Below are 18,627 nucleotides of genomic sequence, written 5' to 3' on the forward strand. Positions count from 1 at the left end.
CGTGGCCGATATCGAGGTCTTCCTCGATGAGGCGCCGGGCGAGACCCGCGGCGTCATCGCCCGCGACGGCCTCTTTACTCATCTGATCCTGCACCGTGACAGCGACCGGCCGAGCGATCGGCTGGGCGCGCGTTGCGTCGGCCGCATCGTGCGGGTCGAACCGGCCTTGCGCGGCGCCTTCGTCGATCTCGGCGTGGGCGAGCCATTCGGCTTCCTGCCTCTGGGCAAGGACGACAAGGCGGGGGAGGGGGGCAAGATCGAGGTCGAGGTCGTCGCCGAGCCACGTGAACGCAAGGGGCCGGTGTTGCGTCGTCTCGGCGACGCTGCCGGCGCGCCGCGCCTGCTGGCGCCAGGGCCCGACGTTGCTGCGATTCTGGCCGATCTGGCGCTTGGCGTTGAACCCCAGACCGGCGTCGGCGCGATCCGCGCCTCCTTGGAGGCCGAGGAGGACGCCTTGTCCGGCGCTGTCGTCGATTCGAGCAGCGGTCTGGATCTGATGATTCAACGTACTCGCGCTCTGATCGCGATCGATATCGATCATGCGCCGGCGCCGGGGCGCGATACCCGCAAGAACCGTGAGGCGGCGAACCGTGCCGGGCTGTCGCACGCGGCGCGCCTGTTGACGCTGAAAGGTTGGGGCGGCCTGGTGGTGATTGACCTGATCGGCGTCGGCCTGCACGGCGACACTATAGTGAAGATGGTCCGCGCCGCCTTCGCGGCCGAGCCTCAGGCGGCGTTCGGGCCGTTGAGCCGGTTCGGTCTGATGCAGGTTTCGCTGCCGTGGCGGCGCACGCCGCTGGACGAGCGTCTTCTGGACGGGGCAGGGCGGTTCACGCTCGAGACCCGCGCCATGAATGTCGTACGCCAGTTGCGGCTGGCCTTGCTGTCCGATCCCGCGACGCCGCGCTACGTCGCGCGTTGCATGCCGGATGAGGCGGCGCTCGTTGCGCCCTTGGTTGAGGCGCTAGGCCCTCGCGCGGGGGTGGCGCCGGATGCGTCGGCGGTCCACGGCGTTCGAATTGAAGAGGCCCCATAATGTCGCTCTGCCCCATCTGTCGCCGCCAGGAGGCCGTTCCGGCCTACAAGCCCTTCTGCTCCAAGCGTTGCGCCGACGTTGATCTGCAACGCTGGTTCACCGGCGGCTACGCCATTCCGACCGAAGAAGTGGTCGAAGATGAAAAAGATCGCTGAATTGAGTGAATTGGCGTCTGGACAGCCCCGTCAGCCTCGCCTATAGACCCGCCTCTCGCGGCGACGTCGCAAGGCCTGGATAGCTCAGCTGGTAGAGCAGCGGATTGAAAATCCGCGTGTCGGTGGTTCGAACCCGCCTCCAGGCACCACTTCCCCACATAAGTTAATGCTCCCCGCCCACGGGATAGCTGTGCCGCAAAATGGCCTAAATTTCGCCATGGGAATTGCATTCCCGTAACGTGGCGTGATGCGACGTTTTCGTGTCGTCGCCATTACAAAAATCGCAAATATTTTGCCCAACTCCACGATTGCTGCACGTGCGAAGGGGAAAAGAAACTTTGCGGACTTGACGCTAAGATAGGCGTTCGCCAAAGGGTCTTAACCGCATTCCTGCTTGCAGGTCGGGGTTACCGGGATATTGTGTCCTGGACCTTGGCGGCGACGGTCGTTTTCGAACGAACGTTGCGGGAGGTGGTTCCACTCGGCGAGCTCGATCTCGTCGGTGGTGAAATTTCATTATAGGGACGGCCGACTGACGCGGTCCGTGTCTTGGGTTCCACGTGTCAGACCAAAGCAGGAACTGGCGAACAATGCTCGATAGCAAGAAGACGAATATCCTCCTCGCAATGGCCGGCGCCGCCGTCCTGATGGCGAGCTCGCCGGTTCTGGCGCAAGACGCCGCAACCCCGGCCGCTGCCCCGGCAGCCGCTGCTTCGACCGCCGCTCCGGCCGCCGACGCTGCTGCTCCCGCCGCCGACGCCGCTCCCGCTGCTGATCCCTCGACTGTTGCTGACTCGGTCAGCGGCGGCCACGGCGGCGGCGGCATCACCCCGGTCTCCATGTTCATGGAAGCCACCGCGGTCGTTAAGATCGTCATGATCGGCCTGCTGCTGGCCTCGGTCCTGTCGTGGACCATGCTGCTCATCAAGCTGCTCGAGTTCGGCGCCCTGAACAAAACCACCGACCGCTTCCTGGAAGCCTTCCGCGGCGCCCGCACGATCGCTGACATGCGTCGCGTCGCCACCTCGGAAGACTTTGACGGCAACCCGCTGGCCGACATGGCCGCCGCCGCCACCGAGGAAATCGAACTGTCGCGTCAGGCTGGCCTGAGCGTCACCGGCGATCACCGCGACTCGGCTCTGCTGCGCGCCCAAACCGCCGTCGCCGCCGTTCAAGCGGGTCTGCCGAAGCGCCTGTCGGGCGGCCAGCAGTTCCTGGCTTCGACGGGTTCGACCGGTCCGTTCGTCGGTCTGTTCGGCACCGTTTACGGCATCATGAACTCCTTCATCGGCATCGCCGAGTCCAACACGACCAACCTGGCCGTCGTTGCTCCGGGTATTGCTGAAGCCCTGCTGGCTACCGGTATCGGCCTGTTCGCCGCTATCCCGGCCGTTATCTTCTACAACTACTTCAACACGCGCATCTCGAACTACGGCACGCGTTCGGACGGCTTCAACGCTGAACTGATCAACGCCATCTCGCGTCAGCTCGACAAGGGAGCGTAAGACGGATGGCCGCCAAACTTTCCGGTTCCGGCGGCGGCAAGTACACCGTCGAGGCTAATGCCGAGATCAATGTCACGCCTTTCGTTGACATCATGCTCGTCCTCCTCATCATCTTCATGGTGGCGGCTCCGCTCGCCACCGTGTCGGTGCCGGTGAAACTGCCTCGCGCCGTTGCTCCTCCGGGCAAGAATCCGCCGACGCCGGTCTTCATCTCCATCCAGAACGATGGCGATGTTTGGATCGGCGACCTCAAGTCTTCTCCTGGTGCGCTGGGCGATGACCTGCGGGTGCAGATCGGACGCAGGAACCCTTCGGAAGAACGTATTTTCATTCGTGCAGACCAGCAGACCCGGTACGGCGACTTCATGCAGGTCATGAACGCCCTTCAGGACAATGGTTTCTACAGCGTCGCCCTGGTTGGCGAAGACAACTCGTAAGGGGGCGGGGCGCATAGCATGACAGCTGAACCTCACGTCCACCGTGATCCAATCCTGGATCCGCCGAAGAAGAAGAAGAAGCTTTCGACCGGCGCCGTCGTGGGCATCACCGTTTCGGTGATCGTCCACGCCCTGGCGGGCCTGTACTTGTATAACAACAAGTTCGTGTTGAAGGAGATGACCTACGAGGACGAGGCCGTCGACGTCGAGCTGATGGAGGTTCCCCCTCCGCCGCCGCCGCCGCCGCCGCCGCCGCCGCCGCCGGACACCCCTCCGCCGCCGAAGCTTCAGGTGCGTGAACCGCAGATCAACACCCAGGCTCCTCCGCCTCCGGTGACTGTGGCTATCGAACCGACGAAGAAGGAAGACCGTCAGGAATACACGGGTCCGCCCGTGATCGTCCCCGGACCTCCGCCTCCGCCGGCTCCGCCCGCGCCGCCGAAGCCTTCGGTCATCACCAACCCGAGCTGGTCTCGCCAGGTCGCGCCGGAATTCCCGGAACGCGCCCAGTCGCGCGGCATTGAAGCGGGTTCGGCCAAGGTGAACTGCGCGGTTGCCCCGAACGGCAGCCTCTCGGATTGCCGCATCGTGGATGAAGATCCCGCCGGCGCCGGTTTCGGCCAAGCGGTTCTTCGGGCGGCCCGTTCGGGACGTCTGGCGCCGCGGACTGTTGACGGCGCCGCCGTCGGCGCCCGCGTCGAGTTCACGACCCGCTTCCGTCTGGACTAAGGATCTCTCACGAGATCAGGTTGAACGCCCTGGAGGAAACTCCGGGGCGTTTTTCTTTGCGCGGATCCCCTGGCTGCAGACTGGCGTTTCGAGCGGGCCTTGCTCATGATCCGCATCGGACCAAGTCTGGAGCTTGCCGTGAAAAAAGCCGTCGTCCTCATCACCGTCGCGACCGCCCTGGGCCTGACCCTTGGCGCCTGCGCCTACAACGAGAGCCTAGGTCGCAATCAGTTCCTGATCGTCGACGACAGCGCCCTAATGCAGCAGTCGAACGCGGCCTGGGCTGAGACCTTGAGGTCGCAGAAGGTGTCGACCAACGCGGCCCAGAACGAGCGCGTACGTCGTGTCGGCGGGCGAATCGTGCAGGCGGCCGGTCTGGGGGGGCGCAACTGGGACTATGCGGTGTTCGAGGACGCCAGCCCCAACGCCTTCGTCCTGCCGTCGGGCCAGATCGGCGTCACCACTGGCCTGCTGAAGCTGGTGCAGAACGACGACCAGTTGGCGACTGTGATCGGCCATGAGGTCGGCCATGTCGTCGCCCGCCACGCCGCCGAACGCTATTCGACCCAGTCTACGACGGGTCTGGTGCTCGGCGCAGTCCAGAGCCGGGCAGGGGATTATTCTCAGGCAGTCGGCGCGCTGGGCGGCATGGGCGCGCAACTGGGCCTGTTGCTGCCTTTCTCGCGCAGTCACGAACTCGAGGCTGACCGTCTGGGCGTCGATTACGTTGCGGCTGCCGGTTACAAGCCCTCGGAATCCATCGCCCTTTGGCGACTGATGGCGCAGCAGCGTCAGTCAGGAAGGCCCGAATTCACCTCGACCCACCCCTCGGATCAAACCCGGATCGCCGCTTTGCAGCAGTATATCGCCAGCCGGGGCTGGAACTGACGGGGGATAAAGTGAAATTCCTGAATAAGCGTATTGCTGACAGAGGCGAGGCCCGCTAGAGAACCGGCCTCGCGTTGATCGCGCCGCCTTAGCTCAGTTGGTTAGAGCGCCGGTTTGTGGAACCGGAGGTCCTCAGTTCAAGCCTGAGAGGCGGTACCATCACTCCAACGAATCGCTTTCAGCGAGTGGAGTGTTGAGCAGATGAGCGAAGCATCCCCCCTGTGGGACCCCCGCCAGTACAACCGATTTGAAGCCCAGCGCGATCGCGCCGCGCTCGATCTTCTGGTGCGTTTGCCGGAAGATTTCTCGCCTGCCCAAATCTGGGATCTGGGCTGTGGGACCGGTCAGCACGCGGCGCTGCTGAAGCGCCGTCACCCTGACGCCCATGTACACGGCATGGATTCCAGTGAGGCCATGCTGGAGCAGGCTCGCTTCCTGTCCGCAGATATCGACTGGTCCGTCGGTGATATCGCACGTTGGAGGCCGGCGCAGCCGGCCGATCTGATTCTGGCCAACGCCTCGTTGCAATGGCTGCCCCACCACGCGGCCCTGTTTGCGCATCTGGCTGAAGCGCTGGCGCCCGGCGGCCTGCTGGCGGTGCAGATGCCCATGGCCTGGGAGACGCGCCATCATACAATCATGCGCGAGACGGCGGCTAAGGGGCCGTGGGCCTCGGCTCTGACCGGTGTGGACACGATCGCGCCCTTGCTTGCGGCGGAGGCCTATTACGAAGCTCTGGCGCCGCTGTGCGACGACATCGACATCTGGTCGACGACCTATCTGCACGTTTTGAACGGCGACAACGCCGTGCTGGAATGGATGAAGGGCACGGCGCTGCGGCCCTATCTGACCGCGCTGGCGGGCGATCCCGCGATGCAGGGGGCTTTCCTGCAGGCGCTGGGCGAACGTCTGGCGTCGGCCTTCCCTAGGCGGGCGGACGGGGCGACTCTTCTACCATTTCCTCGTCTGTTTCTTGTAGCGCAGCGTCGTTGATGCGGTGGCGATGCAGATGCTCGACCGGGCATTTCAGCGTCGCCAGCGCGGCCTTCGTCGCGGCGTAGCCTGAGGACACCGCCGGGGCGTAGGCCTTCCAGTCGCGGATATCGACGCCCTCGGGCCTGGGCAGGATCAGCAGGTCGGTGTCGGCGCGCGCCTGCATCAGTTCGGCCTCGGTCGTCAGGGTGGCGGAGCGCATCAGCACCGATACGATCGGCGGCCCCTTCTTCCAGGCGCCCGAAACGATCCAGCGCCACCAGGACGGCGGGTCTTCCAGCGCCTTGGGGTCGACGCCGCGCGTCTGGGACACGTCCACGCCGACGACGGGGCCGCTGTTCAGGCGGCGCATGACCTCGCTGGGGAAGTTGCGCAGTACTGCGCCGTCGACCAGCACCTGACCGTTCATCACCACGGGCGGCATGACGCCGGGAATGGAGATCGAGGCGCGCAGGGCGTGGCGCAGCATGCCTTCGCGATGCACCTCGACCTTGCCTGACGTCAGATTGGTCGAGACGGCGAAGAAGGGCAGGGGCATGTCCTCGATGTTCACGTCGCCATAGGCGTCCTGCATCAGGCCCGCGACCTTGCGCGCATGGGTCATGGCGATGATGGGGAAGGCGATGTCCGACAGCGGATCGGAGTCGACGAAGGCCTTGCGGATGCGTTCGTCCAGTTCCTCGTCCGACCAGCCGAGACCGGGGCCGGCGGCGACGACGGCGCCCATGCTGGAGCCGCCGATGAAGTCGATCGGCATCCCGGCTTCGCGCAGGGCCCGCAGCGCGCCGATGTGGGCGTAGGCGCGGGCGCCGCCGCCCGACAGCACCACCCCGACGGCTGAGCCGGTGACGATGCGGGCGATGCGCGCCGTGTCGTCGAACAGGCCCTCGACCGCATGGAACCAGCGACCGGGCCGGAAGGCGTCCAGCCAGGCGCGCGTTCGTGTGGGCCGCGCCATGTGCGCCGGGCGCAGCAGGATCAGGTCGGTCAGCGGGTGGGCCTCGTCCTCGATCTCGGGCGGCAGGACGGGGGCGTGCGGTTTGTGGTCGGCGTCGCCCACGATGAAGACCCGGTCGACCTGTCGGGCGCACAGGGAGGCCCAGCCGGGTTCGTCCGACTCGGCGACATAGAGGACGTAGTCGTGGGCGTCCTCGACGCTGGAGAACCATTCGGCGGCGGAAGACAGGGCGGTGTGATCGACGACGCGGCAGCTGAAGCCCTGGGCCTCGACCGCGCGGGCGACCCGTTCGACGAAGCTGCGAATCGGCTGGGCTCGGGCCGAGACGAAACCGAAGACGGTCGGATCCGATCCGGTGGAGTTCCGGTCGCGCGCCCGCATCAGCATGATCTGGCCCAGTTCGGCCATCAGGGCGGGCTCGTTGCGGGCGGCCTCGAAGAAGGCGTCGCGGGGTAGGGCGACCACGTCGCTGTCGCGCAGGGCGACGACATTGGCCATGTGGGTCGTGCCCGCCAGCATGGCCATTTCCCCTACCGGATCGCCGGGCTTGATGACGCCGATGAACTGGGGCCCGCGCCCGTTATCGTCGCGGAATACGCCCAGCCGGCCAGCGCGCAGCAGGTAGAGGGTGTCGGCGGGATCGCCTGCCGAGAACAGCCGTTCGCCCCGCGTCAGGGCGAACCAGCTGGCGCGGGTGTTCTTCGTGCCCTCGAAGACGCGCGCGAGAGCGGCCTCAAGCGAGTCGGGCAGCGTATCGGGACGTTCAGCAGCCATGCTTGGGGTTTAGGCCGGATTTCGTCGGACGGGAAACAGAACGGCTTCCACCCGAGGCGGAAGCCTCCTAAACCTTGGGGCATGCCCAAGCTGATTTCTGCTGTCGATCGCAACAGTCCTGCTTTCAAATCGTTGGATGCGCACAATCGCGCCCTGCGGGATGAGCTTTACGAGAAGGTGGCCAAGGCCGCGCGCGGCGGCTCCGACGCCAGCCGCGACCGCCATGTGGCGCGGGGCAAGCTGTTGCCGCGCGACCGGGTCGAGCGCCTGCTGGACCCCGGCTCGCCCTTCCTCGAGGTCGGCCAACTGGCCGCCAACGGGATGTATCGCGATGAAGCCCCCGGCGCGGGCATGATCTGCGGCGTGGGCCGGGTCTCGGGCCGCGAGGTCATGATCGTCGCCAACGACCCGACGGTGAAGGGCGGCGCCTACTTCCCCCTGACGGTCAAGAAGCACCTGCGGGCGCAGGAGATCGCCGAGCAGAACAATCTGCCCTGCGTCTATCTGGTCGATTCGGGCGGGGCCAACCTGCCGCACCAGGCTGAGGTCTTCCCCGACCGCGACCACTTCGGCCGCATCTTCTTCAATCAGGCGCGGATGTCGGCCAAGTCGATCCCGCAGATCGCCTGCGTCATGGGCTCCTGCACGGCGGGCGGAGCCTATGTGCCGGCCATGTCCGACGAGACGGTGATCGTGCGCAATCAGGGCACCATCTTCCTGGCCGGCCCGCCGCTGGTGAAGGCCGCGACCGGCGAGGTCATCTCGGCCGAGGAACTGGGCGGCGCCGAGACTCACGGCCGCAAGTCCGGCGTGGTCGACCATGTGGCCGAGAACGACGAGCACGCGCTGGAGATCGTCCGCGCCATCGTCGCCAATCTGAACACCACCAAGCCTCAGCCGCTGGACGTGCGCGAGCCACGCGTCCCGGCCTATGACCCGGCTGAACTCTACGGCATCATCCCTGACGACGTGCGCGCCCCCTATGACGTGCGCGAGGTCATCGCCCGCATCGTCGATGGCTCGGAGCTGGACGAGTTCAAGGCGCTTTACGGCACCAGCCTGGTCTGCGGCTTCGCCCGCATCTGGGGTCAGCCGGTGGCCATCCTGGCCAACAACGGCGTCCTGTTCTCCGAGAGCGCCCAGAAGGGCGCGCACTTCATTGAACTGGCCTGCAAGCGCAAGATTCCGCTGCTCTTCCTGCAGAACATCTCGGGCTTCATGGTCGGCGGCAAATATGAGGCCGAGGGCATCGCCAAGCATGGCGCCAAGCTGGTGACGGCGGTCGCCAGCGCCGAGGTGCCCAAGTTCACCGTCCTGATCGGCGGCAGCTTCGGCGCCGGCAACTATGGCATGTGCGGCCGGGCCTATTCCCCGCGCTTCCTCTTCACCTGGCCCAACAGCCGCATCAGCGTAATGGGCGGCGAGCAGGCGGCCAGCGTCCTGGCCACCGTCCACCGCGACGCGGACACCTGGACGCCGGAAGAAGCCGAGACCTTCAAGGCGCCGATCCGTCAGAAGTACGAGGACGAGGGCAATCCCTACTACGCCACCGCCCGCTTGTGGGACGACGGCGTCATCGACCCGGTCCAGACCCGCGACGTCCTGGGCTTGGCCATCAGCGCCAGCCTGAACGCCACCATCCCCGAGACGACCTTCGGCGTCTTCCGCATGTAATCGGGCGAAAGCTCAACATTGATCCGCAGCAAGGACCAAAGCCCTGCTGCCGCGTTTCACCTCGGCGAAGGAGCCGACCATGACCGACCAGAAGCCGACCGAAGAAGACCTGAACGCCCTGGACGTCACCGACGCCGAGGCGGCCGAGATGAACGCCATCGCCCATCCCTTCGTCGCCGATCCGGCGCCGGACGCGAACGACGACCTGGTCAAGATCGACGCCCTGCCGTCGGGCGTGGTCTTCGTCACCATCAACCGCCCGGCGAAGAAGAACGCCTTCGACGCCGCCACCATCGCCGCCCTCTATGAGGCGTTCGAGACCCTGCAGGGCGCCGACCGGGTGCGCGTGGTCTTCATCCGCGGCGCGGGCGGGACGTTCAGCGCAGGCGCTGACCTGAACTGGATGGCCGACGCCGCCGGCTGGTCCGAGGCCGACAACCGCGACGACGCCATGGGTCTGGCGAAAATGCTCAAGGCCCTGCACGACGTGCCGGCCCTGACGGTGGCCCTGGTCGAGGGCGCGGCCATGGGCGGCGGGGCGGGCATCGTCGCCGCCTGCGACATGGCCGTGGCGGTCGAGGGGGCGCGCTTCGCCTTCTCCGAGGTCAAGCTGGGCCTCATCCCCGCGACCATCGCCCCCTATGTCATCGAAGCCGTCGGCGCGCGCCGCGCCCGCCAGCTGTTCCTGACGGCCAACATCTTCGACGCTGACTACGCCGCCCACGCGGGCCTGATCGACCTGGTCCTGCCGGAAGGTTCGGTGGACGAGTTCATCTCCATGCTGACCGACAGCCTGACGACTTGCGCCCCCGGCGCCATGGGCGAGGCCAAGCGTCTGGTGAACGACCTGGCGGGCGAGGCCATCGACCATCGCCTGCTGGAAGAGACCGCCAAGCGCATCGCTCGCGCCCGCGTCTCGGAAGAAGGCCAGGAAGGCGTCCGCGCCTTCCTCGACAAGCGCGCCCCTAGCTGGACGCAATAAGGTAGCCGAATGTTCAAGTCCGTCCTGGTCGCCAATCGCGGCGAGATCGCCTGCCGCGTCTTCCGCACCGCCCGCCGCATGGGCCTGCGCACCATCGCCGTCTATTCCGAGGCTGACGCCGCCGCCCTGCACGTGCGCGAGGCGGACGAGGCGGTGCTGATCGGCCCGGCGGCGGCGCGCGAATCCTACCTGGATGCGGCCAAGGTGCTGGCGGCGGCCAAGGCGACGGGGGCCGAGGCCATCCACCCCGGCTACGGCTTCCTGTCCGAGAACGCCGACTTCGCCGAGGCGGTCATGGCGGCGGGCATCGTCTGGATCGGCCCGCAGCCGTCCTCGATCCGCGCCATGGGCCTGAAGGACGCGGCCAAGAAGCTGATGATAGAGGCGGGCGTGCCCGTCACCCCAGGCTATCAGGGCGAGGACCAGTCGGTCGAGACCCTGACGGCCGAGGCGAACCGCATCGGCTTCCCGGTCCTGATCAAGGCCGTCGCCGGCGGCGGCGGCAAGGGCATGAAGAAGGTCGATAGGCCTGAGGACTTCGCCGACGGTCTGGCCAGCGCCCAGCGCGAGGGCCAGTCCTCCTTTGGCGACCCGCGCGTCCTGATCGAGAGCTATATCACCCGTCCGCGCCACATCGAGGTGCAGGTCTTCGGCGACAGCCACGGCAATGTCGTCCACCTGCATGAGCGCGACTGCTCGCTGCAACGCCGCCACCAGAAGGTGATTGAAGAGGCCCCGGCGCCGGGCATGGACGCCGCCACGCGCGAGGCCGTCACCGCCGCCGCCGTCCGCGCCGCCAAGGCCGTGAACTATCAGGGCGCGGGGACCATCGAGTTTATCGCCGACGCCTCGGACGGTCTGAAGGCCGACCGCATCTGGTTCATGGAGATGAACACCCGCCTGCAGGTCGAACACCCGGTCACGGAATCCATCACCGGCGTCGATCTGGTCGAATGGCAGCTGCGCGTCGCGGCGGGCGAACCGATCCCGCTGGCCCAGGCCGAGATTCCCATGAAGGGCTGGGCCATGGAGGCCCGCCTCTATGCCGAGGACCCCGCCCACGGCTTCCTGCCGTCCATCGGCAAGCTGGATCACTTCGTCATGCCCGACGACATCCGCGTCGATACCGGCGTGGAGCAGGGCGGCGAGGTCAGCCAGTTTTACGACCCGATGATCGCCAAGCTGATCGTCCACGCTGACAGCCGCGAAGCCGCCGCCGCCCGCCTGGCCAACGCCTGCCGCGAAGTCGAGGTCTGGCCGGTCCGCACCAACGCCGGCTTCCTGGCCCGCTGCCTGGACCACCCGCGCTTTGTCGAAGGCGATGTGGATACCGGGTTCATCGGGGCGGAAGAAGGCGAATTGCTGAAGTCGGAAGGCAGCCCGCGCGCGGTCGCCGCCGCCGCCGGCCTGATCGGGCTTGAGGCCGACGCCGCCGCCTTCGACGTCGAGGACAAGTCTCTGGCGCCGTGGCGGGCGGGCCTGTTCGGCTTCCGCATGAACGGCGCGGCCCAGTCGCGCACGGCCCTGCACCACGGCGACCAGCATCACGACGTGACCCTGGCCGGCGAGCCCGGCTGGCACGGGCGTCAGTCGAGCTTTGACGTCGGCGTGGGGGACGAAAGCGCCCGCGTCTATGGCGAGACCGATCTGGTCGTGGTCGACGGCGAGGTCGTCACCGCCTTTGCACCGGACGCCGAACGGATCGTGGTCTTCGACGACGGCGACGTCATCGAGTTCCGCCGCCGCAAGGCCAGCGCCGGCGCGGGCGGCTCCGCCTCCGACGGCGGCCTGCGCGCTCCCATGCCGGGCAAGATCGTCGCCGCGCCCGCCAAGGCTGGCGACGTCGTGACCAAGGGCCAGCCGATTCTGGTGCTGGAGGCCATGAAGATGGAGCACGCCCTGACCACGCCCTTCGACGGCGTGGTGGTCGAGTTCAACGTCGCCGTCGGCGATCAGGTTGTGGACGGCGCGGTTCTCGCCGTGGTGAAGGCGGCTGAGGCTTCCTGAGTCCCGCCCATGCCTCTTCACATGATCAAACTCTGCGTCGGCGTGTCCGAGGTCGAGACGCTGGAAGCGAACGCGGCGCGTTCGGACTGGCGCATCGTCCACACCCGCATGACGCCCAAGCGCGCCGCCGAGATCGAGGACGGCGGCTCGCTCTACTGGGTCATGAAGGGCTCGGTGACATGCCGTCAGCGCATCCTCGACATCACCACCATCGGCGAGGGTAAGGCCAGCCGTTGCGAGATCAAGCTGGACAGTGAGGTCATCCGCACCGCGCCCCTGGCTAGGCGACCGTTTCAGGGCTGGCGCTATTTCGACAAGGACGTGCCGCCGGACCTGTCCGTGGCCGAGGCGACGGACCTGCCCGACGATCTGGCGCGCGAGCTGCGCGAACTGGGCGCCTGGTAGGCGCCTGAAACGGCCCGAAAATCATTTGACCCGCAGCCCCGGGCGTGGCTGTTGCGGCGTCCGATGACCAAGGCCCTGTTCAGCTTCAAAACCCGCGAAACCCTGTCCGAGCTGCTGAAGCTGGCTTGGCCGGTCGTGCTGGCGCGTCTGGGCATTATGACCATGGGCCTGACCGACGCCATCGTCGTCGGCCACTACGCCAGCCGCGAACTGGCCTATCACTCCCTGGCCTGGGCGCCGTCGTCGGTCGTGCTGACCACGGCGGTCGGGCTGATGATGGGGGTGCAGGTCATGACCGCCCGTCTGCTGGGCGAGGGGCGCAAGGACGAGGTCGGCGCGGTCCTGCGGCGCGGCATGGTCTACGCCATGCAGATCGGTTTCGTCTCCATGATCGCCCTGATGGCGCTGGGGCCGTTCGGCCTGCGCCACATGGGGCTGGAAGACGGACTGGGCGAGGGCGCCTCGCCGGTCCTGATGATCTTCGCCCTGTCCATGCCCGCCTATCTGATTTCGGTCGCGGCGCAGTTCTTCCTTGAGGGCCTGCATCGACCCAAGGCCGGCATGGTCGCCATGTGGGTGGCCAATGCGGTCAACCTGGCTCTGAACCTTCTGCTGGTGCCCGACATTCTGGGCCTCGGCATGCATGGCGCCCAGGCTTCGGCCTGGGCCACCTTCGGCGCCCGCATGGCGCTGGCCGTCTTCCTGGTGATCTTCATCCTGCGCCTGCCTGAGGCGAAGGAATGGGGCCTGTTCAACAAGCCGAAGCGTGACAAGGCGGTCGAGCGCGAGCAGGTCAAGGTCGGCGTCGGCGCCGGTTCGTCCAACTTCATCGAGGTCGGCGCGTTCGCCGCCATGACCCTCTTCGCCGGTCAGCTGGGCGCGGCCGAGACGGCCAGCTGGGCGGTCGTCATCAACGTCTCCGCCATCGTCTTCATGGTGCCCATGGGCCTGTCGTCGGCGACGGCGGTTCTGGTGGGGCGCAGCTACGGCGCGGGCGACAAGGCCGGCGTCATGCGCGGCGGTCTGGCGGGGATCGGGGTGGTGACGGTGCTGGCCTTCATCATCGCCGTCGGCCTGTGGCTGACCGCGCCTCTGGTGGTCAGCGCCTATACGACCGACCCGGCCATTCTGGCCATCGCGGCCCCGGCCCTGGTGCTGGCGACCCTCTTCTTCGTCGCCGACGCCCAGCAGGTGGTCGCCGCCCAGGCCAACCGGGCGGCGGGCGACGTGGTCTGGCCGACGCTGATGCACCTGCTGTCCTACGGCATCATCATGATCCCGCTGGGCTGGTGGCTAGCGCACCGGATCGGCGTCGACGGTCTGGTCTGGTCGGTCATCGTGGCCAGCCTGATCTCGGGCGCGCTGCTGACGGGACGCTTCGTGCGGATCGCCAAGCGGCTGCCGGCCTGAGGCGTGACGGCGGGGTGACGCGGGCGTAACGGGCCTCTATATCCGTCTGCTTCCTCCCGCAGACTGGACGACCATGGCCCGCATCCTCATCACCTCGGCGCTGCCCTACATCAACGGCATCAAGCACCTTGGGAATCTGGCCGGGTCCATGTTGCCCGCCGATGTCTGGGCGCGGTTCAAGCGCGGCCAGGGGCATGACGTCCTCTATGTCTGCGCCACCGACGAACACGGCACCCCGGCCGAGCTGGCCGCCGCCGCCGCAGGCCAGGACGTCCGCACCTATTGCGACGAGCAGCATCAGGTTCAGAAGAAGGCCGCCGACGCCTTCAGCCTGTCGTTCGACGTCTTCGGCCGCAGTTCCAACGAACCGAACAAGCGCCTGACCCAGCATTTCGCCAAGGTGCTGGAAGAGCGCGGTCTGATCGAGGAACGCGTTGATCGGATGATCTATTCGATCGACGACGCCCGCTTCCTGCCCGACCGCTATGTCGAAGGCACCTGCCCCCACTGCGCCTATGAAAAGGCGCGCGGCGACCAGTGCGACAACTGCGGCCGGCTGCTGGACCCGATGGATCTGATCAATCCTTATTCCTCGGTCTCGGGCAGCCGCAACCTTGAGGTTCGCGACACGCGCCACCTCTATCTGCTGCAGACCAAGGTGGCGGACGAGGTGCGCGGCTGGGTCGATGCCCGTTCGGAGGGCTGGCAACCGCTGGCCCGTTCCATCGCCTACAAGCATCTGGACGAGGGGTTGATCGATCGCGGCATCACCCGCGACCTGAAGTGGGGCGTGCCGGTCGTCGGTCCCGACGGCGGTCCGCGTCCGGGCATGGAGGGCAAGGTCTTCTACGTCTGGTTCGACGCCCCCATCGAATACATCGGCGCGACCGAGGAGTGGGCCGAACAGTCGGGTGGAAACTGGCGCTCGTGGTGGCGTCTGGACGAGGGCGCCGACGACGTGCGCTATGTCCAGTTCATGGGCAAGGACAACGTCGCCTTCCACACCGTCAGCTTCCCCGCCACCATCCTGGGCTCGGGCGAGCCTTGGAAGACGGTCGACCAACTTAAGGCCTTCAACTGGCTGAACTGGTACGGCGGCAAGTTCTCGACCAGCATGGGCCGGGGCGTCTTCATGGATCAGGCGCTGGAGCTGCTGCCCGCCGACTACTGGCGCTGGCACCTGACGGCCTATGGCCCGGAACACTCCGACGCCGCCTTCACCTGGGAGCAGTTCCAGGCGACGACGAACAAGGACCTGGCCGACGTCCTGGGCAACTTCGTCAACCGCATCGTCAAGTTCACGGAATCCAAGTTCGACGGCGTCGTGCCCGAGGGCGGCGAGGCCGGTCCGCTGGAAGCCAAGCTGGCGGCCGACCTGAAAGCCGGTCTGGAAGCCCTGACCGCCGAGTTCGAGGCTATGGAGTTCCGCAAGGCGGCTCAGGCGGCGCGCGCCCTCTGGGTGCTGGGCAACGAATACCTGCAGGAAGCCGCCCCCTGGACGGCGCTGAAAACGGACCGCGACCGCGCTGCTGTGGTCGTCCGCACCGGCCTGTCGCTGGTCGCCCTGTTCGCCCGCATCACCGCCCCCTTCATGCCGGGCAGCGCCGAACGCATCGGCGCCACGGTCAGCGCCACCGACCTGTCCTGGCCGACCGCCGAGGCCGACTTGCTGAACCTGGTGCCGGCCGGTCAGACGGTCGCCGCCGCCGCCGTCCTGTTCGCCAAGATCGAAGACGCCCAGGTCGCCGAATGGACCGAACGCTTCGGCGGCGCCGAGGGCTGAGCCTTCTGATCGCTGGATAAGGAAAAGGCCCGGATCGCTCCGGGCCTTTTTGCTGTCGGGTCAGTGGGCGGGCGCGGCCTCGACGGGCGGCGGGTTTCGTTGCTCCCGGCCGCCGGGCAGGGCGGCGGGGGTGGCGTGTTTGCTGCCCGCGCTGGCGTGCTTCATGTGCTTGGCCTGTTCCTCGGGGCTGATGTCGAGGAAGGCGGGGGCCGAGGCGTTGAACTGGTCGGCGTGGCCGGTGCGGACGATGACCGAGCGCCCGCCGTCCCAGATCATGTGCAGGGCGACGTACAGAACAATGGCCAGGCCGATGTAGGCGATCCAGCGATAGCGGTTCAGCAGCTTGGCGATGAAGCTGGCGGCCAAACCCATCAGGGCGATCGACAGAATCAGGCCGAAGACCATGATCCACGGGTGGTCGTGGCTGGCGCCGGCGACGGCCAGCACATTGTCCAGGCTCATGGTCAGATCGGCGATCATGATCTGGATCAGGGCGGCGCCGAAAGTCTTGCGCTTCAGGCCCAGTTCCTCGGGCGAGGGGCCGCCGCCGTTTTCGATGGCCAGGGCGCGCTCGATCTCGGCTTCGGCCTCGGCCTGATCGTGGGTGGCCTGCTCGCGCAGTTCGCGCCACATCTTCCAGCAGACCCACAGAAGCAGGAAGCCGCCGGCCAGCAGCAGGCCGACGATGGCCAGAAGCTGGACGGTGATGAGAGCCAGGCCGATGCGCATGACGACGGCGGCGGCCAGACCGATCAGAATGGCCTTGCGGCGCTGTTCCTGGGGCAGGGCGGCGGCGGCCAGGCCCACGGCCACGGCGTTGTCGCCCGCCAGGACCAGGTCGATCATCAGAACCTTGCCGAGGGCGGTGGCCTGACTGATGAGATGGGGGTCAGAGAGAAATTCCATGCGGGTTCATTAAGCCCCGAGGAAAGCTGCGCCAAGACGCCGCAGGTAAAGTGATCCTCCCGCCGGCCGAGGCCGACGGGAGGCGATCAATCAGCCGACGCGTTGCGCGCGCGCGGCTTCATAGAGGGCGATGGCCGCCGCGTTGGAGACGTTCAGGCTTTCGAAGCCGCCCGGCATGGGGATCTTGGCCAGGACGTCGCAGTGTTCCGCCACAAGGCGGCGCACGCCGTCGCCTTCCGAGCCCATGACCAGGACGGTCGGGCGCGAATCGAGAGCTTCTTCCAGAGTCTGCTCGGCGGACCCGTCCAGGGCCACGGCGCGCCAGCCCATGTCGGCCAGCTTCTCCAGGGCGCGGCTCAGATTCGTCACGCGGGCGCAGGGCAGGCGCTCGGTGGCGCCGACCGCCGCCTTGGCCAGGGCGCCGGCCAGGGCGGGCGAATGCCGGTCCTGCACCACGATTCCCTTGGCCCCGAAGGCCAGGGCCGAGCGGAAGATGGCGCCGACGTTTTGGGTGTCGGTCAGTTGATCCAGCATGACGATGACGCCGCTGGCCTCCTCGGCGATCTCTTCCAGAGAGACGCCTTCCAGCGGCTGAACCTTGAAGACCATGCCCTGATGGACGGCTCCGGCGGGCAGCATCCGGGCCAGCGCGGTCGAATCGATCACCTCGATTCGGTGGCCGTTCGCCAGATTTTCCCGTTCGATTTCAGCGGCTCGGTCCTCCGTGACCATCAAACGGCCCGTTCCGCGGCGGGTCGGATTGGCCAAGGCGGCTAAAACCGGATGGCGGCCCCAGATAAAATTATCCGCATCAGCCCTGCCGCGCGGGGGTTTGGGGGCGGAATCGCCCCCAGAACGGCCTGTTGGCGCAGGCGACCAACCTTTCTCGGGCCGACTTTCCACGCGTTTGTGGAAAGACTGCTTTTTACCGGGTTTCCGGTCGTTGCGTTCTGAAAATGACGACACTATAAGACGGCCTCCGATTTGGGCCCCAGGGCTTCGGGTCAGGCGCTTCCTCTACTGCAGGCGTCGCCGGACACGAAGGCTTTCGCGATAAAAATGATCGAAAGATCATCTTGTTGCGTATCCAGACCGGTTTTGAAAACGCGCGCTGGGGGAATGTCCCGAGTGGCAAAGGGGGCGGACTGTAAATCCGCTGCGAAAGCTTCGAAGGTTCGAGTCCTTCTTCCCCCACCACGCGCGTTTCGAGGCCGAGAGGACGGAAACCCAGAAAAGGAATCGGGTGCGGAAACGCCAACCTCTTGCGGGGTTGGGGCAACGCATTCTTCGCGCGGGTATAGCACAATGGTAGTGCAGCAGCCTTCCAAGCTGAGGATGTCGGTTCGATCCCGTCTACCCGCTCCAGATTTTTGAACTGAGCAGAAGCGCCCCTCCGCTTTGGACCCGGGCCACAGGAGTTTGGCCATGGCCAAGGAAAAGTTCGAACGCACTAAGCCGCACTGCAACATCGGCACGATCGGCCACGTTGACCACGGCAAGACGACGCTGACGGCTGCGATCACGATGACGCTGGCGAAGGCCGGCGGCGCCAAGGCGATGAACTACGCCGACATCGACGCCGCCCCGGAAGAAAAAGCCCGCGGCATCACGATCAACACCTCGCACGTGGAATATGAGACGGAAAACCGTCACTACGCCCACGTCGACTGCCCCGGCCACGCCGACTACGTGAAGAACATGATCACGGGCGCCGCCCAGATGGACGGCGCGATCCTGGTCTGCTCGGCCGCTGACGGCCCGATGCCGCAAACGCGCGAGCACATCCTGCTGTCGCGTCAGGTCGGCGTTCCGGCTCTGGTGGTGTTCCTGAACAAGGTCGACATGGTCGACGACGAAGAGCTGCTCGAGCTGGTCGAAATGGAAGTTCGTGAACTTCTGTCGTCCTACCAGTTCCCGGGCGACGACATCCCGGTCGTCAAGGGCTCGGCTCTGGCCGCCGTTGAAGGCCGCGACGCCCACATCGG

Annotated in this window: 17 protein-coding genes and 4 tRNA genes; 18 read left to right on the top strand and 3 right to left on the bottom strand. The window is 66.6% G+C overall.

Annotated features, from left to right (window positions below; translation table 11 throughout):
- Position 1: 1 nt before the first annotated feature.
- The 9 genes from ACIQTU_RS05830 to ACIQTU_RS05870 all read left to right on the top strand — a co-directional run bounded on the left by ACIQTU_RS05830 (position 2) and on the right by ACIQTU_RS05870 (position 5,743).
- Positions 2 to 1,036 (top strand): ribonuclease E/G, encoded by a 1,035-nt coding sequence (locus ACIQTU_RS05830; RefSeq protein WP_400543637.1) that lies wholly within the window; start codon positions 2 to 4, stop codon positions 1,034 to 1,036.
- Positions 1,033 to 1,191, top strand: a complete 159-nt coding sequence (locus tag ACIQTU_RS05835) for a DNA gyrase inhibitor YacG (protein ID WP_400543794.1) — start codon at positions 1,033 to 1,035, stop codon at positions 1,189 to 1,191. The genes ACIQTU_RS05830 and ACIQTU_RS05835 overlap by 4 nt, the downstream gene beginning before the upstream one ends.
- 73 nt (positions 1,192 to 1,264) lie before the next feature.
- A tRNA-Phe gene (locus tag ACIQTU_RS05840) sits at positions 1,265 to 1,340 on the top strand.
- Positions 1,341 to 1,781: 441 nt separating this feature from the next.
- Positions 1,782 to 2,696, top strand: a complete 915-nt coding sequence (locus ACIQTU_RS05845; protein ID WP_400543640.1) for a MotA/TolQ/ExbB proton channel family protein — start codon at positions 1,782 to 1,784, stop codon at positions 2,694 to 2,696.
- 5 nt (positions 2,697 to 2,701) lie between these two features.
- Entirely contained in the window at positions 2,702 to 3,133 is a 432-nt protein-coding gene (locus ACIQTU_RS05850; protein WP_114817772.1) for a biopolymer transporter ExbD, read from the top strand.
- An 18-nt stretch (positions 3,134 to 3,151) separates the two neighbouring features.
- Positions 3,152 to 3,862: an energy transducer TonB gene (locus ACIQTU_RS05855; protein ID WP_400543644.1), complete on the top strand. Its 711-nt coding sequence runs from the start codon at positions 3,152 to 3,154 to the stop codon at positions 3,860 to 3,862.
- A 138-nt stretch (positions 3,863 to 4,000) separates the two neighbouring features.
- The gene (locus ACIQTU_RS05860) at positions 4,001 to 4,750 is read left to right on the top strand and encodes a M48 family metallopeptidase (protein WP_400543647.1); all 750 of its coding nucleotides are present in this window, start codon (positions 4,001 to 4,003) and stop codon (positions 4,748 to 4,750) included.
- Positions 4,751 to 4,832: 82 nt separating this feature from the next.
- A tRNA-His gene (locus tag ACIQTU_RS05865) sits at positions 4,833 to 4,909 on the top strand.
- Between the two features lie 42 nt (positions 4,910 to 4,951).
- Entirely contained in the window at positions 4,952 to 5,743 is a 792-nt protein-coding gene (locus tag ACIQTU_RS05870; protein WP_400543650.1) for a methyltransferase domain-containing protein, read from the top strand.
- Here ACIQTU_RS05870 and ACIQTU_RS05875 read toward each other — a convergent pair.
- Positions 5,676 to 7,475 (bottom strand): patatin-like phospholipase family protein, encoded by a 1,800-nt coding sequence (locus tag ACIQTU_RS05875; RefSeq protein WP_400543653.1) that lies wholly within the window; start codon positions 7,473 to 7,475, stop codon positions 5,676 to 5,678. The two genes, ACIQTU_RS05870 and ACIQTU_RS05875, sit on opposite strands and share 68 nt — an antisense overlap.
- A gap of 81 nt (positions 7,476 to 7,556) precedes the next feature.
- Here ACIQTU_RS05875 and ACIQTU_RS05880 point away from each other — a divergent pair, with 81 nt between their 5' ends.
- The 6 genes from ACIQTU_RS05880 to metG all read left to right on the top strand — a co-directional run bounded on the left by ACIQTU_RS05880 (position 7,557) and on the right by metG (position 15,736).
- The gene (locus ACIQTU_RS05880; protein WP_400543656.1) at positions 7,557 to 9,149 is read left to right on the top strand and encodes a carboxyl transferase domain-containing protein; all 1,593 of its coding nucleotides are present in this window, start codon (positions 7,557 to 7,559) and stop codon (positions 9,147 to 9,149) included.
- A 79-nt stretch (positions 9,150 to 9,228) separates the two neighbouring features.
- Positions 9,229 to 10,131 carry an enoyl-CoA hydratase-related protein gene (locus ACIQTU_RS05885; protein WP_400543659.1) on the top strand — a complete coding sequence of 301 codons (903 nt, stop codon included), beginning with the start codon at positions 9,229 to 9,231 and terminating at the stop codon, positions 10,129 to 10,131.
- Positions 10,132 to 10,140: 9 nt separating this feature from the next.
- On the top strand, positions 10,141 to 12,138 hold the full coding sequence (locus ACIQTU_RS05890; protein ID WP_400543662.1) for a biotin carboxylase N-terminal domain-containing protein: 1,998 nt from the start codon (positions 10,141 to 10,143) through the stop codon (positions 12,136 to 12,138).
- A gap of 9 nt (positions 12,139 to 12,147) precedes the next feature.
- Positions 12,148 to 12,543 carry a DUF1489 family protein gene (locus ACIQTU_RS05895; protein ID WP_400543665.1) on the top strand — a complete coding sequence of 132 codons (396 nt, stop codon included), beginning with the start codon at positions 12,148 to 12,150 and terminating at the stop codon, positions 12,541 to 12,543.
- A 51-nt stretch (positions 12,544 to 12,594) separates the two neighbouring features.
- Positions 12,595 to 13,953, top strand: coding sequence for an MATE family efflux transporter (locus ACIQTU_RS05900; RefSeq protein ID WP_400543668.1), 1,359 nt, complete (start codon positions 12,595 to 12,597; stop codon positions 13,951 to 13,953).
- Positions 13,954 to 14,026: 73 nt separating this feature from the next.
- A complete protein-coding gene (metG, locus tag ACIQTU_RS05905) occupies positions 14,027 to 15,736 on the top strand; it encodes a methionine--tRNA ligase (protein ID WP_400543671.1) in 1,710 nt (569 codons plus the stop codon).
- Between the two features lie 60 nt (positions 15,737 to 15,796).
- Here metG and ACIQTU_RS05910 read toward each other — a convergent pair whose 3' ends face one another.
- Together ACIQTU_RS05910 and rlmB are read right to left on the bottom strand one after the other, a co-directional pair.
- Complete coding sequence (locus ACIQTU_RS05910; protein ID WP_400543674.1) at positions 15,797 to 16,642, bottom strand: TerC family protein; 846 nt, start codon at positions 16,640 to 16,642, stop codon at positions 15,797 to 15,799.
- Positions 16,643 to 16,732: 90 nt separating this feature from the next.
- Positions 16,733 to 17,608 carry a 23S rRNA (guanosine(2251)-2'-O)-methyltransferase RlmB gene (rlmB, locus tag ACIQTU_RS05915; RefSeq protein ID WP_400543677.1) on the bottom strand — a complete coding sequence of 292 codons (876 nt, stop codon included), beginning with the start codon at positions 17,606 to 17,608 and terminating at the stop codon, positions 16,733 to 16,735.
- Positions 17,609 to 17,755: 147 nt separating this feature from the next.
- Here rlmB and ACIQTU_RS05920 point away from each other — a divergent pair.
- The 3 genes from ACIQTU_RS05920 to ACIQTU_RS05930 all read left to right on the top strand — a co-directional run.
- Positions 17,756 to 17,839: transfer RNA gene (locus tag ACIQTU_RS05920), tRNA-Tyr, on the top strand.
- Between the two features lie 94 nt (positions 17,840 to 17,933).
- Positions 17,934 to 18,007, top strand: a tRNA-Gly gene (locus ACIQTU_RS05925).
- Positions 18,008 to 18,067: 60 nt separating this feature from the next.
- Positions 18,068 to 18,627: GTP-binding protein (locus tag ACIQTU_RS05930; RefSeq protein WP_400543680.1), on the top strand; the 560-nt coding region annotated here is incomplete at its 3' end.

Source organism: Brevundimonas sp. NPDC090276 (genome assembly GCF_044772165.1).
Lineage (GTDB): Bacteria > Pseudomonadota > Alphaproteobacteria > Caulobacterales > Caulobacteraceae > Brevundimonas.